The 14,800-nt window shown below is 70.5% G+C and carries 14 protein-coding genes; 2 read left to right on the top strand and 12 right to left on the bottom strand.

Features of this window, described 5'->3' with window-relative positions:
• From JF781_RS15995 to rimP, 4 genes are all read right to left on the bottom strand, one after another.
• Positions 1-687 (bottom strand): translation initiation factor IF-2 N-terminal domain-containing protein (locus JF781_RS15995; RefSeq protein ID WP_225341281.1); only part of this gene is annotated, 687 nt, incomplete at its 3' end.
• Positions 688-772: 85 nt separating this feature from the next.
• A complete protein-coding gene (locus JF781_RS16000; protein WP_255641943.1) occupies positions 773-1,048 on the bottom strand; it encodes a YlxR family protein in 276 nt (91 codons plus the stop codon).
• A 166-nt stretch (positions 1,049-1,214) separates the two neighbouring features.
• Positions 1,215-2,270: a transcription termination factor NusA gene (gene nusA, locus JF781_RS16005; RefSeq protein ID WP_225330160.1), complete on the bottom strand. Its 1,056-nt coding sequence runs from the start codon at positions 2,268-2,270 to the stop codon at positions 1,215-1,217.
• A gap of 49 nt (positions 2,271-2,319) precedes the next feature.
• Positions 2,320-2,865, bottom strand: coding sequence for a ribosome maturation factor RimP (gene rimP, locus JF781_RS16010; protein WP_225330159.1), 546 nt, complete (start codon positions 2,863-2,865; stop codon positions 2,320-2,322).
• A gap of 208 nt (positions 2,866-3,073) precedes the next feature.
• On the opposite strand from rimP, the gene JF781_RS16015 reads away from it, so the two are divergent.
• A complete protein-coding gene (locus JF781_RS16015) occupies positions 3,074-3,601 on the top strand; it encodes a hypothetical protein (RefSeq protein WP_225330158.1) in 528 nt (175 codons plus the stop codon).
• Entirely contained in the window at positions 3,598-4,044 is a 447-nt protein-coding gene (locus tag JF781_RS16020) for a ferritin-like domain-containing protein (RefSeq protein ID WP_225330157.1), read from the top strand. Before JF781_RS16015 ends, JF781_RS16020 begins: the two co-directional genes overlap by 4 nt.
• A gap of 56 nt (positions 4,045-4,100) precedes the next feature.
• Here the strand turns inward: JF781_RS16020 and JF781_RS16025 are convergent, their stop codons facing one another.
• The 8 genes from JF781_RS16025 to mqo form a co-directional block, all read right to left on the bottom strand.
• A complete protein-coding gene (locus JF781_RS16025) occupies positions 4,101-5,846 on the bottom strand; it encodes a proline--tRNA ligase (protein WP_225330156.1) in 1,746 nt (581 codons plus the stop codon).
• Positions 5,847-5,951: 105 nt separating this feature from the next.
• A complete protein-coding gene (locus tag JF781_RS16030) occupies positions 5,952-7,559 on the bottom strand; it encodes an MFS transporter (protein WP_225330155.1) in 1,608 nt (535 codons plus the stop codon).
• A gap of 33 nt (positions 7,560-7,592) precedes the next feature.
• Positions 7,593-8,798 carry a uroporphyrinogen-III C-methyltransferase gene (cobA, locus tag JF781_RS16035; protein ID WP_374109711.1) on the bottom strand — a complete coding sequence of 402 codons (1,206 nt, stop codon included), beginning with the start codon at positions 8,796-8,798 and terminating at the stop codon, positions 7,593-7,595.
• 81 nt (positions 8,799-8,879) lie between these two features.
• The gene (locus JF781_RS16040; RefSeq protein WP_225330154.1) at positions 8,880-10,280 is read right to left on the bottom strand and encodes a cobyrinate a,c-diamide synthase; all 1,401 of its coding nucleotides are present in this window, start codon (positions 10,278-10,280) and stop codon (positions 8,880-8,882) included.
• Positions 10,277-10,891 carry a cob(I)yrinic acid a,c-diamide adenosyltransferase gene (gene cobO, locus JF781_RS16045; protein WP_225330153.1) on the bottom strand — a complete coding sequence of 205 codons (615 nt, stop codon included), beginning with the start codon at positions 10,889-10,891 and terminating at the stop codon, positions 10,277-10,279. Before cobO ends, JF781_RS16040 begins: the two co-directional genes overlap by 4 nt.
• A 15-nt stretch (positions 10,892-10,906) precedes the next feature.
• Positions 10,907-12,748, bottom strand: coding sequence for a magnesium chelatase subunit D family protein (locus tag JF781_RS16050; protein WP_225330152.1), 1,842 nt, complete (start codon positions 12,746-12,748; stop codon positions 10,907-10,909).
• The gene (locus tag JF781_RS16055) at positions 12,745-13,215 is read right to left on the bottom strand and encodes a GNAT family N-acetyltransferase (protein WP_225330151.1); all 471 of its coding nucleotides are present in this window, start codon (positions 13,213-13,215) and stop codon (positions 12,745-12,747) included. Before JF781_RS16055 ends, JF781_RS16050 begins: the two co-directional genes overlap by 4 nt.
• The gene (gene mqo, locus JF781_RS16060; RefSeq protein WP_255641950.1) at positions 13,208-14,641 is read right to left on the bottom strand and encodes a malate dehydrogenase (quinone); all 1,434 of its coding nucleotides are present in this window, start codon (positions 14,639-14,641) and stop codon (positions 13,208-13,210) included. Before mqo ends, JF781_RS16055 begins: the two co-directional genes overlap by 8 nt.
• Between the last annotated feature and the right edge of the window lie 159 nt (positions 14,642-14,800).

Here is a 14,800-nt window from a genome sequence, read left to right on the forward strand (position 1 = left end):
CCGCGCCGGGCGGCCCTGACCAGCGGCGCCGCCGGGCCGGGGTGGCATGTTGCCCGGGGAAGCGCCGGGCCGCGGGGCGCCCGGACGGGGCGCTCCGGGACGGGGCGCCGCCGGGCGTGGAATGGGCCGGTCGACGGGTTGCGCCGACGAGAACGGGTTGTTGCCGACGCGCGGGGCGCGGGGCTTGGGGATGGGGCCGGGGCGCGGGCCCGGCGTCATGCCGGGTTGCGGCGCCTGGCCGGGCGCGGGCGGTTTGGGCTGCCCGGGCGCCGGCGCCGACGGGCGCGCGGGGGCCGGCCCCGGTCGTGCCGGGGCGTCGGTCGGGGCGGCGCCGGAGGCCTGGGCGGCGGCGGCGGACGGCGCCGCGCCACCGGGCTGGGCGGGCGTCGCTGTCGCCTCGCCGTTGCCGCCGGCCTTGTTGATCGCGTTGTCGAGGGCCGTGTCGAGCGACTTGTCGGGAGCCTTGGCGGCGGGCTTGGCCTCGCCTTTTGCGGCCTTCGCGGGGGCCTTCTCGGCCGCGGCCTTGCCGCCGCCGAAGGACTCGCGCAGCCGGCGAGCGACCGGCGCTTCTACCGTCGACGATGCGGATTTGACGAATTCGCCCTGATCATTCAGCCGGGCGAGGACTTCCTTGCTGGTAACACCGAGTTCCTTAGCCAACTCGTGTACGCGGGCCTTACCTGCCACTACATCTCCTGTCTATGAGGCGACAGTCGTGGGGCCGCGCCTCGGGAATTAGCTGTAACGCATGGGGATGCGAGTCATCGGGACTTCACGGTGTGCTCATGTTCTTTGCTACCTGTTCTGTTGCCGGGCGATCGGGCGCACTGACAAACTCTATGTGCTCGACCACCGCGGAGGTGTCCGGTGAACCGGTGATGCGCAGCGCTCTGGTGAAAGCCCGCCGCCGGATCGCCTGTTGCGCGCACTGCGACACGGGATGCAGCCATGCACCCCGCCCCGGCAGGCCACTGCCTGTGTCAACGATCACGGCGAATTCGCCGTTCCCGGTCGGCACAGCCACCACGCGAAGCAGTTCGACGGCCAACTCTCGCTTTCGGCACCCGATGCACGTCCGCACGGGTCCACCCGCGTGTCGGTGCGCCCTATTGGCCTCGGGAGCCGAAAGTTCGTGCTGGATCACGGCTCAGTCTAGCGTCACCGGATCGACGCGCAGAACCGCCCGAGGATGTGCGGCCGTGCCCGGCATGCCGCTAGCGGTCGTGGGCCATTCCGTGGCTGGCGCCGCGTTCGGGCTCGCTCTCCGGATGCCCGCCGGCGCCGGCCGGCGAGTCCCCGCGAATGTCGATGCGCCAGCCGGTGAGCCGGGCGGCCAGCCGCGCGTTCTGGCCCTCCTTGCCGATGGCCAGTGACAACTGGAAGTCGGGGACGACGACCCGGGCGGCGCGGGCGGACTGGTCGATGATCGACACCGAGACCACCTTGGCCGGCGACAACGCGTTGGCGACGAAGCGGGCCGGGTCCTCGTCGTAGTCGATGATGTCGATCTTCTCACCGGAGAGCTCGCTCATCACGTTGCGGACCCGCTGGCCCATCGGGCCGATGCAGGCGCCCTTGGCGTTCAGACCGGGAACGTTCGACTTCACGGCGATCTTGGAGCGGTGGCCGGCCTCCCGCGCCACGGCCACGATTTCGACCGATTCGTCGGCGATCTCGGGCACCTCCAGGGAGAACAGCCTGCGAACCAGGTTGGGGTGGGTGCGCGACAGCGTGATCAGCGGCTCTCGGGCCCCGCGGGTCACCCCGATCACGTAGCACCGCACCCGGTTGCCGTGTTCGTAGCTTTCCCCGGGAACCTGTTCGGCCGCCGGGATCACGCCCTCGGACGCCTTCGTCTCGGTGCCCATCCGCACCACCACGAGGCCGCGCGCGTTTGCCCGGCTGTCACGCTGGATCACGCCCGCGACGATCTCGCCCTCCCGGGTGGAGAACTCGCCGTAGGTGCGCTCGTTTTCGGCATCGCGGAATCGCTGCAGCATCACCTGGCGCGCGGTGGTGGCGGCGATGCGCCCGAAGCCCTCGGGGGTGTCGTCCCATTCGCTGATGACGTTGTCGTCTTCGTCGGTCTCCCGGGCGATCACCCGGACGACGCCGGTCTTGCGGTCGATCTCGATCCGCGCGTCGTTCTGATGGCCCTCGGTGTGCCGATAGGCGGTCAGCAGCGCGGACTTGATGGTCTCGAGCAGCTCGTTGACCGAGATGCCCCGATCCACCTCGATCGCGTGCAGTGCGGCCATGTCGATGTTCATCTGCGCCGCTCCTCCTCATCGCTACGCTCTGCATCGTCGCCAGCGCGGTTCATCTGCGCCGCTCCTCCTCATCGCTACGCTCTGCATCGTCGCCACGCTTCGCGAGTTCCAGTTCCGCTGGGGCAGGGGGCGAAAACTCCACCTGGACAACAGCTTTGACGACGTCGGCGAGCGAGATTTCGCGTATCGCCCAGTCCCGCCCCGCGCGCACCACCAGCGCGACCGCGTCCTCGTTCGTCTCGCCGACGCGGCCGGTCAGCGTCGATCCGTCGGAGAGGGTGACGTCGACCTTGCGGCCGCGGGCGCGGCGGAAGTGTTTCGCGCAGGTCAGGGGGCGGTCCACGCCGGGCGAGGAGACCTCGAGCACGTAGTGGTCCCCGATGGTGTCCAGACGGTCGAGCAGCTCCGACGCCGAGTGCGACAGCGTGGCCGCCGTGTCCAGGTCGAGGCCGTCGTCGCCGTCGGCGATCACCGTGATGCGCGGCGGGTGGGTGCGGGCGTCGATGACCACGTCTTCGATCTCGTATCCGGCGCGCGCAAACTCTGCATCGAGTAGCTCGATCACCTGCGTCTGCGACGGTAGCCCGGTGGTCACGGCGAGCTCCTCATCTTGAGTTGTCCGGTCATCTGGCGGATGTCGCCGCCGCGATGGCTTCGCGTCCGGCTTCCGGTGTCCCGGCGGAGGAACATGCTGGCCGCCCTCTGCGAGAACCAGCTATCCACGATACGCCAGGAATCGCGGATGGCGGCGCGATCGCGTGCTGGCTTCGTGCCCGCTGCGGCACCGGTGGCAGGATGTCCTTGTGCCTAGCGCAGTTCCGTTCGTCAACAGGCGAGACGTCCTCTCCGGCGGCGTCGCGTTGGCCGCGCTGACGGTGGTGGCCGCGTGCGGCAAGTCCGCGCCCAAGCCCCCGCCCGTCGAACAACTGCTGGGCCCGTTGGACCAGGCGCGCCACGACAGCGCGCTGGCGAGTGCCGCCGCCTCGGCCGTCGGCAACCCTCCGCAGGTCGCCGCCGCGCTGACGGTGGTGGCGAGCCAACGCGCCGCGCACGCCCGCGCGCTGTCCACCGAGATCTCGCGGGCCGCCGGCAAGCTCGCCGCGCCGTCATCGAGCGAAACGACCAGCCCGAGTCAGGCCGAACCGGCCGGCCCCCCGCCTCCCCCGCCGCCGGTGGCCGACGTGATCAACGCGCTGCACGCCTCGGCCGACAGTGCGGCTCGCCTGGTGGGCACCGAATCCGGTTACCGGGCGGGGCTGCTCGCCTCGATCGCCGCGTCCTGCACGGCGTCCTACACCGTGGCTCTGGTGCCGGGGGGGCCGTCGATATGACTTCGGGGAAGGACGCCGACAACGCGGCGCTGTCGGACGCGCTGGCCATCGAACACTCGACGATCTACGGCTACGGCATCGTCTCGGCGATGTCCCCCCCGAGCGTGAACGACATGGTGGTGGAGGCCCTCGAGCAGCACCGCCGACGCCGCGACGACGTCATCGCGATGCTGACCGCCCGCAAGGTCACCGCTCCGGTCGCCGCGGCCGGCTACCAGCTGCCCCTGGTGGTCGGCAGCCCGGCGGACGCGGCGCGGCTGGCCGCGCGGATGGAGAACGACGGCGCGGGCGCGTGGCGCGTCGTCGCCGAACACGCCGAGACCGCCGAGGATCGGGCGTTCGCCTCGACGGCGCTGGTTCAGAGCGCGGTCATGGCCGCCCGGTGGAACCGGGTGCTGGGCGCCTGGCCGATCACGACGAGCTTCCCGGGCGGCAACGACTAACCCGTGGCGATCGCAAGCGCGGCCGTGGCCGGGCGCAGCGGGTCGCCACCATCGGGCTATCGCAGCGCGGCCGCGATGTCGGTGGCCAGCGACGGGCCGGTCGCGAGTTCGCGGGTTTGCCCGCCGAAGCGGTCGCGCAGCTCCACCACGCCGTCCGCCCAGCCGCGTCCCACCACCACGATCCAGGGCACGCCCAGCAGCTCGGCATCCTTGAACTTCACGCCGGGCGAGGCCTGCCGGTCATCCAGCAGCACGTCGACACCCAGCCGGTCCAGCTCGCCGGCGAGCTCGGTGGCCCCGGTGCGGGCCTGGTCGTCTTTGTTGGCGATCACCAGGTGGACGTCGAACGGGGCGACGGCCGACGGCCAGCGCAGCCCCAACTCGTCGTGGTGCTGCTCGGCGATCACGGCCACCATCCGCGACACCCCCAGCCCATAGGAGCCCATGGTCAGGCGCACCGGCTTGCCGTCCTCGCCGAGCACGTCGGCGGTGAAGGCGTCGGTGTATTTGCGGCCGAGCTGGAAGATGTGCGCAACCTCGATGCCGCGTGCCGACACCAGCGGGCCGGCGCCGTCCGGCGAGGGGTCGCCGTCTCGCACCTCGGCGGCCTCGATGGTGCCGTCGGCGGTGAAGTCCCGGCCGGCGACCAGCCCGACAACGTGGCGGCCGGGCTCGTCGGCCCCGGTGATCCAGCTGGTGCCGTCGACCACCCGCGGATCGACCAGGTAGCGAACGCCGTTGTCTTGCAACGCTTTTGGACCGATGTATCCCTTCACCAGGAAGGGGTGCTTGGCGAAGTCGGCGTCGTCGAGCATCGCGTATTCGGCGGGTTCGAGCGCCGCGCCCAGCCGCTTGTCGTCGACCTCGCGGTCGCCGGGCAGCCCGATGGCCAGCAGCTCCCAGTCCCCTCCGGGCTGGCGCACCTTGAGCAGCACGTTCTTCAACGTGTCGGCCGCGGTGACGGCTCGGCCCAGGCCGGCGGTATTGGCCCAGTCCACCAGGGTGGCGATGGTCGGGGTGTCGCCGGTGTCGTGGACCACCGCCTCGGGCAGCCCGTCGATCGGCTGCGCCTCCGGGCGCGCGGTGACGACGGCCTCGACGTTGGCCGCGTAGCCGGACTCCAGGCACCGCACGAAGGTGTCCTCGCCGACGGGGCTTTCGGCCAGGAACTCCTCGGAGGCGCTGCCGCCCATGGCGCCGGAGACCGCGGAGACGATGACGTAGCGCACCTGCAGTCGGGCGAAGATGCGCTGATAGGCCTCGCGGTGGGCGTGGTAGGCGGCCTTGAGTCCGGCGTCGTCGATGTCGAACGAGTAGGAGTCCTTCATCAAGAACTCGCGCACGCGCAGAATGCCGGCCCGCGGCCGCGCCTCGTCGCGGTATTTGTTCTGGATCTGGTACAGCAGGACCGGAAAGTCTTTGTAGGAGCTGTATTCGCCCTTGACGGTCAGGGTGAACAGCTCTTCGTGGGTGGGACCCAGCAGGTAGTCGTTGCCGCGGCGGTCGGCCAGCCGGAACACCGAGTCGCCGTATTCGGTCCACCGGTTCGTCGCCTCGTAGGGCGCGCGGGGCAGCAGGGCGGGAAACAGGATTTCTTGCCCCCCAATGGCATTCATCTCCTCGCGGACGATGCGCTCGATGCGGCGCAGCACCCGCAATCCCAGCGGCAGCCAGCTGTACAGCCCGGGCGCGATGGGCCGGATGTAGCCGGCGCGGATCAGCAGCTTGTGGCTGGCGACTTCGGCGTCGGCGGGATCGTCGCGCAACGTGCGCAAAAACAGCTGGGACATCCGGGTGATCACAGCGGGCCAGCCTAGCGGTGACGCAGGGCCCGGCATCCGGCAGGCCGAGACTGCAACCAGCGACGCGTTTCCCGGGGTAGGACAGCCTCGCGGCGGGTGAGGGAGCTACAGCTCCCCGGCGTCGATCGCTTCCTTGACCTCTTGCGCGTGCGCGACCTGGTCGGGCGTGTAGCCGATGAGCAGCGCCGCACCGCCGACGATGACGGCCACCCCGGCCACCCACAGCAGGCCGTAGGTATAGCCGTGGTCGAGCGCCTGCAGCTGCGCGTCGGTCATATTCTTCACCGGGCCGGTGGTGCCGCCCAAATACAGTGTCCGCGAAGTGATCACGGCCTGGATGACGGCCAACACGAGCGGGCCACCCAGGCTCTGCAGCATCAGCGTGACCGCGGAGACGGGACCGATCTGATCGAAGCCCACGCCGGCGATGGCCGACAGCGTCAGCGGCACGACGGCCATGCCGATGCCGATCCCGCCGACGACGATCGGCAGCACCAGGTTCGGGAAGTAGGCGACGCCGCGGTGCATGAACGCCCAGCCGTACAGCATCGCCCAGAAGAGCAGGATGCCGCCGCCGATGGTCAAGACCCGTGGCGAGAACCGTGACACCAGCTGCGAGGAAACCCCGAGGCCGATTCCCATCGCGATGACGAACGGGATGAAACCGACGCCGGCGTGCAGCGCGCTGTAGCCGAGGATGTCCTGCACGTACAGGCCGATGCACACGGTCAGGCTGAACATCAGCCCGCCGGCCAAGAAGATTGCGGTGAAGGTGACCAGCCGGTTGCGGTCACGGAACAGATCGAACGGCACGACGGGGTTCTCCGCGGTGCGCTCCACGATGATGAAGGCCAGCGCCGCGAGCATCGCCACCACACCCGAACCGATGGTGGTGATCGACACCCACCCCTTTTCCGGCCCCATCGAGAAGGCGAACACCGCGGCGGTGCACGTCAGCGTGGCCAGCATGGCGCCGGTGGCGTCCAGCTTCATCCGCTCGCGGTTGGTCTCGCGCAGCGCGGTGCGCGCCAGGTAGATCATCACCAGGCCGATCGGCACGTTCACCAGGAACGCCAGCCGCCACGACACCTCGGTCAGCGCTCCCCCGACCACGAGGCCCATCACCGAGCCGACAGCCGTCATCGCGGCGAAGACCGCGGTCGCGAAGTTGCGCGCCGGCCCCTTGGGGAAGGTGGTCGCCACCAGCGCCAGGCCCGTCGGCGAGGCGATGGCCGACCCGACACCCTGCGACAGCCGGGCGATGACCATGGTCGCCTCGTCCCAGGCGACCGCGCACAGCACGGAGGAGATGGTGAACAGGGCGACGCCGACGATGAAGGTGCGCTTGCGCCCGATGGTGTCGCCGAGTCGGCCGCCGAGCAGCATCAGCCCGCCGAAGGTCAGCACATAGGCCGTGATCACCCAGCTGCGCCCGGCGTCGGACAGGCTGAGCTCGTTTTGGATCTTGGGGAGCGCGACGATCGCGACGGTGCTGTCCATCGTCGCGAGCAGCTGCATACCGCCGATGGCGACGACGGCCGCGATGAAGCGCCGCGACGGCAGCCACGCCGGGTAGTACTTGCTGATGCGAGTGGAGGCGGTCTCCGCCGGGGGCTTTGAGGCGGTCTCCGCCGGTTGCACCGGGGCCGGACGATCGGGGCGTGCAGACGTCCAGTTTTGGACAGCGCGCTCTGAGTCGTTGAGAGCCGTCATAAAGGGTTACCTTACAGTAATCTTAAGAACCGTTTAAAGCCCGAACGCCGCCACGGCGCCGATCACGATGATCGCGGGAGGTCGAATACCCTCGGCGCGAATCTTTTCGGGCGTGTCGGCCAGCGTCGCCCGCAAAGTGTGTTGAGCGGCCGTCGTTCCATGCTGAACGACTAGCACGGGTGTATCCGCAGGTCGCCCGCCCTTCAAGAGCGCTTCGGCGAAAAGTTCGATGCGCTCGACGGCCATCAGCAAAACAATCGTGCCCGAGAGTGCGGCCAGCGCATCCCAATTCACTAACGATTCGGGATGCCCGGGTGGGAGATGGCCGCTGACCACCACGAATTCGTGATTGATCGCCCGATGAGTGACGGGGACACCCGCCAATGCGGGCACTCCTATGGCGCTGGTCACACCCGGCACGACGGTGACCGGGATCCCGGCGTCGGCGCACGCGAGCACCTCCTCGTAGCCGCGGGCGAACACGAACGGGTCCCCACCTTTGAGGCGCACCACGAAGCTTCCGGCCCGGGCGCGTTCGATCATCACGTCGTTGATGGCTTCCTGCGCCATCGCCCGCCCGTACGGGATCTTGGCGGCGTCGATGACTTCCACGTGGGGAGGCAGCTCGGCGAGCAGTTCTGGCGGGGCGAGGCGATCGGCGACCACGACGTCGGCCTGGGCGAGCAGCCGGCGGCCGCGCACGGTGATCAGTTCGGGGTCGCCGGGACCGCCGCCGATCAGCGCCACGGTGCCCGTGACGGCGTCGGAGCTCACCGGGCCCTCGGGGGTGATGACGCCGGTCTGCAGGGCCTCCCGGATGGCCGAGCGGATCGCCGCCGAGCGTCGGTGCTCGCCGCCGGCCAGGACGCCGACGGACAACCCCGCATAGCTGAATGTCGCTGGGGTGACCGCGGTCCCCTCGACGGCGACGTCCGCCCGCACGCAGAAGATCTGGCGGCTGTCGGCCTCGGCGACCACGGCCTCGTTCACGCGCGGGTCGTCGGTGGCCGCGATCGCGTACCAGGCTCCCTCGAGGTCGCCGTTGCGGTATTCGCGCAACGCCAGGGTGATTCCGGTCATCGCCTCGACCGACCGGGTGGCGCTGCGGGAGATGACGTGGACGTCGGCGCCGCTGGCGATGAGCAACGGCAGCCGGCGCTGGGCGACGGTGCCGCCGCCGACGACGACGACCTTCTTGCCGGCCAGCCGCAGCCCAACGAGGTAGGCGCTCTCAGTCACGCGGCAAGCCTAGTGGTTGGCGGCCTTGGCACCGCGCGCGTAACCGGGCGGCGATTTTTGCCGCACTTTTTCGCCGTGGGGTTACGCCCGCGAACCGGCCCGCCGGGCGGCGGCGTGTGCGACGAAGCGCGCCACCGCCCCCGGCGCGGCGGCCGGATGGGTGTGCAGGTACGACGCGTGCACGCCGGCGTGCACGACGCCGTCGCGCACGGCCCCGCCCGCAGGGTCGGCGTCATGGGACCGGTACATCCATGCCGGCTGATAGCTGTCGCTGAATGTGACTGTGGTGCGGTGGAATTCGTGCCCGACGGCCCGCTGGCCCGCGGTGTACAGCGGGGAGTCCGCCACGGCGACGGCATCGCGGTAGGCCAGCGTCAGGTGCGGAGTGAAGCGGGCCTGCCCGGCGAGCACGCCGCACATCGGGTGGCCGTCGAGCTCGGCGGCCAGGTAGATCAGCCCGGCGCACTCGGCGTGGACGGGTGCCCCGGCGGCGGCCAGCTCCTTGATCTGCCGGCGCACGACCTCGTTGGCCGAGAGTTCGGCGGTGAACTGTTCGGGAAAACCGCCGGGCAACAACACCGCATCGCTGCCGTCGGGCAACGCGTCACCGAGCGGATCGAAGTCGACGACGTCCGCGCCGGCGGCCGCCAGCAGCTCCGCGTGCTCGGCGTAGCCGAAGCTGAAGGCCTTCCCGGCCGCCACGGCGACGGTGGCACGCTCGCCGCCCCGCCGCGCCGCCTCCCCCACCGCGGCCGCCGGATCCCACGGTCGCTGCGCTGTCGGGGCTCGCGCGACCGCGATCACGGCCGCCAGGTCGACGTGGCGGGCGACCAGGGCGGTCATCGCGTCGACCGCGTGGCGGGCCCGGCGCCCGTACTCCACGGCGGTGACCAACCCCAAATACCTGGTGGGCAGCTCCAATTCGGCAGCGCGCCCGATGGCGCCCAGCACTGGGACACCGGCCTGCTCGCATGCCTGCCGCAGCACCTGCTCGTGCCGGGCCGAGCCGACCCGGTTCAGGATCACGCCGGCGACCCGGGTGGCGGTGTCGAACGTCGAAAAGCCATGCAGCAGTGCGGCGATGCTCTGGCTTTGACCGCGCGCGTCGATGACCAGGACGACGGGCGCGCCCAGCAGGCCGGCGACGTGGGCGGTGGATCCCGCGGCGGGGGTGGCGGCGGACGGCCCGATCCGCCCGTCGAACAGCCCCATCACGCCCTCGATCACGGCGATGTCCGCGCCGGCGGCGCCATGCGCGTACAGCGGGCCGACGAGGTCCTCCCCGACCAGCACCGGGTCGAGGTTGCGGCCCGGCCGGCCGGCGGCGAGGCCGTGATAGCCGGGGTCGATGAAGTCCGGGCCCACCTTGAACGGCGCGACGGTGTGACCCGCCTGTCGCAGGGCGCCGATCAAACCCGTTGCCACGGTGGTCTTTCCGCTGCCGGAGGCGGGAGCGGCGATGACCACGGCGGGAACTCTCACCACTCGATGCCCTTCTGCCCCTTGCGCCCGGCGTCCATCGGATGCTTGACCTTGGTCATCTCGGTGACCAGGTCGGCCGCGTCGATCAACCGCTGTGGGGCATCGCGTCCGGTGATCACGACATGCTGATGGCCGGGCCGGGCCGACAGCACCTCGACCACCTCGTCGACGTCCACCCAGCCCCACTTCAGCGGGTAGGTGAACTCGTCCAGCACGTAGAAGTCGTGACGCTGGGCGGCCAGCCGGCGCGCGACCTCGGCCCAGCCGTCGGCCGCGACCGCCGCGTGGTCGATGTCGCTGCCCGCCTTGCGCGTCCAGGACCAGCCCGCACCCATCTTGTGCCACTCGACGGGTGCGCCGGCCTGGTGTTGCTCGTGCACGTCGCCGAGTGCGGCGAAAGCCGCCTCTTCGCCCACCTTCCACTTGGCGCTCTTGACGAACTGGAACACCGCGACGGAAAGCCCGGCGTTCCAGGCCCGCAACGCCATACCGAACGCCGCCGTCGACTTTCCCTTGCCGGCGCCGGTGTGCACCGCCAGCACCGGCGTGTGTCGTCGCGACCGGGTGGTCAGGCCGTCATCGGGGACTTGGAGCGGAACTCCTTGCGGCATAACGGGTTACCTTTCTCATGCCACGTCGCGCACCGCACGCGTCAACGAGTCCGCGTGCAACTGCTCCAGCCGGACGGCCGGGGCGCCGAGCTGGCGGGCCAGCTGCTCGGCCAAGCCGAGCCGCACGAACGACGTTTCGCAATCGACGACCACCGCCGCGGCGCCTTCGGCGACGAGCCGGGCCGCCGCGGATCGGGTGCGGCCCAACGGATCGGGCCCGGCGGTGGCCCGGCCGTCGGTGAGCACCACCACCAGCGCGCGGCGGGCCCGGTCACGGGCCTTCTCCCGCACGATCAGTTCGCGCGCGGCCAGCAGGCCTTCGGCCAGCGGGGTCTTGCCGCCGGTGTCGAACCGGGCCAGGCGGCGGCCGGCGATGTGCGCCGAGGTGGTGGGCGGCAACAGCAACCGCGCCTCCTGGTGCCGGAAGGTGATCACGGCGACCTTGTCGCGGCGCTGATAGGCGTCGCGCAGCAGCGACAGCGTGGCGCCGCTGACCGCCGCCATGCGGTCGCGTGCGGCCATCGAGCCCGAGGCGTCCACGACGAAGATCACCAGGTTGCCTTCGCGTCCCTCGCGCACGGCGCGCCGCACGTCGTCGGGCTGTGGCCGCAGCGGGCCCGCTCCGGCGCGCTCGGCGGCCGAGAGCAGCGTGGCGAACAGGTGCAGGCCGTGCCCGCCGCAACTGGTGTCGTCCCCGTCGGTGGCGGCGACGACGCTGCCGCTGGCGTTGCGCGCGCGTGATCGCCGCCCGGGCGCGCCCTCTCCGACACCCGGAACGCGCAGCGCGCGGGTGCGGAAGGTTTTCGACGGCGGCGCGCTGGGCTTGGTCTTCGGCGGCGCCGCCGCAGGGCTCTCCCCCGAGTCCCGTAGTGGCCCATCGGGTTCGGCGTCCGCCGATTGACCCCCGCCGGGCGGGTCGGGCTCGGGGTCCGGGTCGGTGCCGGCCTGCGCCAGGGCTTCGTCCAGCTGGTCGCGGTCGATACCCGGATCGTCGAAGGGATCGCGGCGGCGCCGATGCGGCAGCGCCAGCTCGGCGGCGACCCGGATGTCCTGTTCCTCGACGGTGGGCGCCCCGCGCCAGGCGGCGTGCGCGACGGCGGTGCGGGCCACCACCAGGTCAGCGCGCATGCCGTCGACGTCGAACGCCGCGCACAGCGCCGCGATACGCCGTAACTCGTTGTTGGGCAACACCACATCGTCGACGAGCGCGCGGGCCTCGGCGATGCGCCGGGCCAGCTCGGCATCGGCGGCGGCGTAGCGCTCGGCGAAACCGTCCGGGTCGGCCTCGTAAGCCATTCGCTGCCGGATGACCTGCACGCGGACGTCGACGTCGCGGGAGGCGTGCACGTCGACGGTGAGCCCGAACCGGTCCAACAGTTGCGGACGCAGTTCGCCCTCTTCGGGATTCATGGTGCCGATCAACACGAATCGCGCCTCATGCGAATGCGAGATGCCGTCGCGTTCGATGTGTACCCGCCCCATCGCCGCGGCGTCGAGCAGCACATCGACCAGATGATCGTGCAGCAGGTTGACCTCGTCGACGTAGAGCACGCCGCCGTGCGCGCGGGCCAGCAGGCCCGGCGAAAACGCGTGCTCGCCGTCGCGCAGCACGCGCTGCAGATCCAGCGAGCCGATCACCCTGTCTTCGGTTGCCCCGAGCGGCATTTCGACCAGGCCGGAATCGCTGCCGGTCGCCGCGGACAGCAACGCCGCCAGGCCGCGCACGGCCGTCGACTTGGCGGTGCCCTTTTCGCCGCGGATGAGCGCGCCGCCGATCTCGGGGCGCACGGCGCACAACAGCAGGGCAAGCCGCAGCTGGTCGTGCCCGACGATGGCGCTGAACGGGTAGGGCCTCACGGCTTGGCCGCCGGACCGGAGGCGGGCCGCAGCATGGGCACGTGGGGGACGCCGTCGTCGAGGAAATCGTCGCCGTCGCGCACAAATCCGTGCTGGGCGTACATGTCGGCCAAATAGGTCTGGGCGTTGATCCGGCATGGGTAGTCACCCACCTCGGCCAGGGCCGCGCGCAACAGCCGGGTGGTGTGGCCCTGCCCGCGGGCGCTGCGCTTGGTGCACAGCCGCCCGATGCGGAACGCCTTCTCGCCTCCGGCGTGCTCCTCCATCAGGCGCAGCGTACAGATCACCTCGCCGTCGGCCCTCTCCAGCCAGAAGTGGCGGGTTTCGGCGAGGAGGTCACGGCCGTCCAATTCCGGATACGGGATCGCCTGCTCGACGACGAACACCTCCACCCTCAACTTGAGTAGCTCGTAAAGTGTCTGGGCATCAAGGTCTTTGGCCCAGATCCGCCGCAACGCTTCAGTCATTGACATCCAACCCCAATACCTTTGTCCCCCACGAAAAAACCTCGTCGTAGAGCGCCGGCTCATCCGACAGCGACGCGCCCAGCGACGGAACCATCTCCTTGAGCGCGGGCAGCCACGACTGAAAGCGGTTGGCAAAGCACCGCTGCAACACGTCGAGCATGATCGGCACCGCGGTCGACGCCCCGGGCGAGCCGCCGAGCAGACCCGCGATGGTGCCGTCGGCGGCACCGACCACCGTGGTGTCGAAGTCGAGCACGCCGCCCTTGCGCTTGTCGCGCCGGATCACCTGCACGCGCTGACCGGCCACCGTCAGCTCCCAGTCGGAATCCGCTGCGGTGGGCGCGAATTCGCGCAGCATGCGCAGCCGGTCCGGTTCGGAGAGTCGCAGTTGGCCGAGCAGGTACCGAACGAGCGTCAGCTGGCTGGCGCCGACACCGAGCAATGAGGCCAGGTTGTGGGGCTTCACCGAGCGGGGCAGGTCGGTGAAGTGCCCGTGTTTCAAGAACTTCGGTGACCAGCCGGCGTACGGGCCGAACACCAGCCACGGCTTGCCGTTGACGTAGCGCAGGTCCAGATGCAGCGCCCCCAGGGGCGGGGCCCCGGGTGCGGGCGCCCCGTACACCTTGGCCCGGTGCGCGGTGGTGAGCGCCGGGTTGTCGGCGCGCAGGAATTGGCCGCCGATCGGGAATCCCGCGAAGCCCTTGACCTCGCCGATGCCGGACTTCTGCAGCAGCGGCAGTGCGTCACCGCCGGCCCCGACGAAGACGAATTTGGCGTGTTGGCGGCGCTTTTCGCCGGTGCGACGATTGCGGATGGACAGCGTCCAGCCGCCGTCGGACGCGCGGGTCAGGTTGCGGACCTCGTGGCCGAACAGGGCCGTCGCGCCGCCCCGGACACAGAACCCGACCAGCTGGCGCGACAGCGCACCGAAATCGACATCGGTGCCGTGAGCGGCCCAGTTCAGCCCGGTCGGCGTGGAGAAGTCGCGTTTGGCGGCCATGAACGGCAGCCGGCGGGCGAACTCACCGGTGTCCTCGATCAATTCGATGCCGGCGAACAGCGGGTTGGCGGCCAGAGCGTCCCGGCGTCGCCGCAGATAGTCGACGCCCTGCGCCCCACGCACGAAACTCGCGTGCGGGATCCGGGTCAGGAAGCGCCGATCGGTCAGGATGCCGTTCTCGACGGCGTAAGCCCAGAACTGGCGGGTCACCTGGAACTGCTCGTTGATGCGCACCGCTTTGCCGATGTCGATCGAGCCGTCGGGGCGCTGCGGGGTGTAGTTCAGCTCGCACAGCGCCGAATGCCCGGTGCCGGCGTTGTTCCAGGGGCTGCTGCTTTCGGCCGCGACGGCGTCGAGACGCTCGACGAAGGTCAGCGACCACTCCGGTTGCAGCCGGCGCAGCAACGCGCCCAGCGTCGCGCTCATGATGCCCGCGCCCACCAGCACGACGTCCGTCCGCGCGGTTGTGGCTAGCGATGACACCGGCTTGCTGGTCCTTCCCTCGATTGGGCCGATCCCCAGGTTATCCCGAGGCAAAGTGGCCGCGGACGACGTGCGGCTCCCCGTGCCCAGCAAAAGCTAAGC

Origin of the sequence: Mycobacterium sp. WUMAC-067 (genome assembly GCF_020217485.1) — a bacterium.
GTDB lineage: Bacteria > Actinomycetota > Actinomycetes > Mycobacteriales > Mycobacteriaceae > Mycobacterium.

What these genes read in the sequence shown, in the direction of transcription:
- nusA (WP_225330160.1), bottom strand. Translation starts at nt 2,270, where the DNA reads ATGAACATCGACATGGCCGCACTGCACGCGATCGAGGTGGATCGGGGC.
- JF781_RS16020 (WP_225330157.1), top strand. Translation starts at nt 3,598, where the DNA reads ATGACTTCGGGGAAGGACGCCGACAACGCGGCGCTGTCGGACGCGCTG.
- JF781_RS16030 (WP_225330155.1), bottom strand. Translation starts at nt 7,559, where the DNA reads ATGACGGCTCTCAACGACTCAGAGCGCGCTGTCCAAAACTGGACGTCT.
- cobO (WP_225330153.1), bottom strand. Translation starts at nt 10,891, where the DNA reads ATGCCGCAAGGAGTTCCGCTCCAAGTCCCCGATGACGGCCTGACCACC.
- JF781_RS16055 (WP_225330151.1), bottom strand. Translation starts at nt 13,215, where the DNA reads ATGACTGAAGCGTTGCGGCGGATCTGGGCCAAAGACCTTGATGCCCAG.
- mqo (WP_255641950.1), bottom strand. Translation starts at nt 14,641, where the DNA reads ATGAGCGCGACGCTGGGCGCGTTGCTGCGCCGGCTGCAACCGGAGTGG.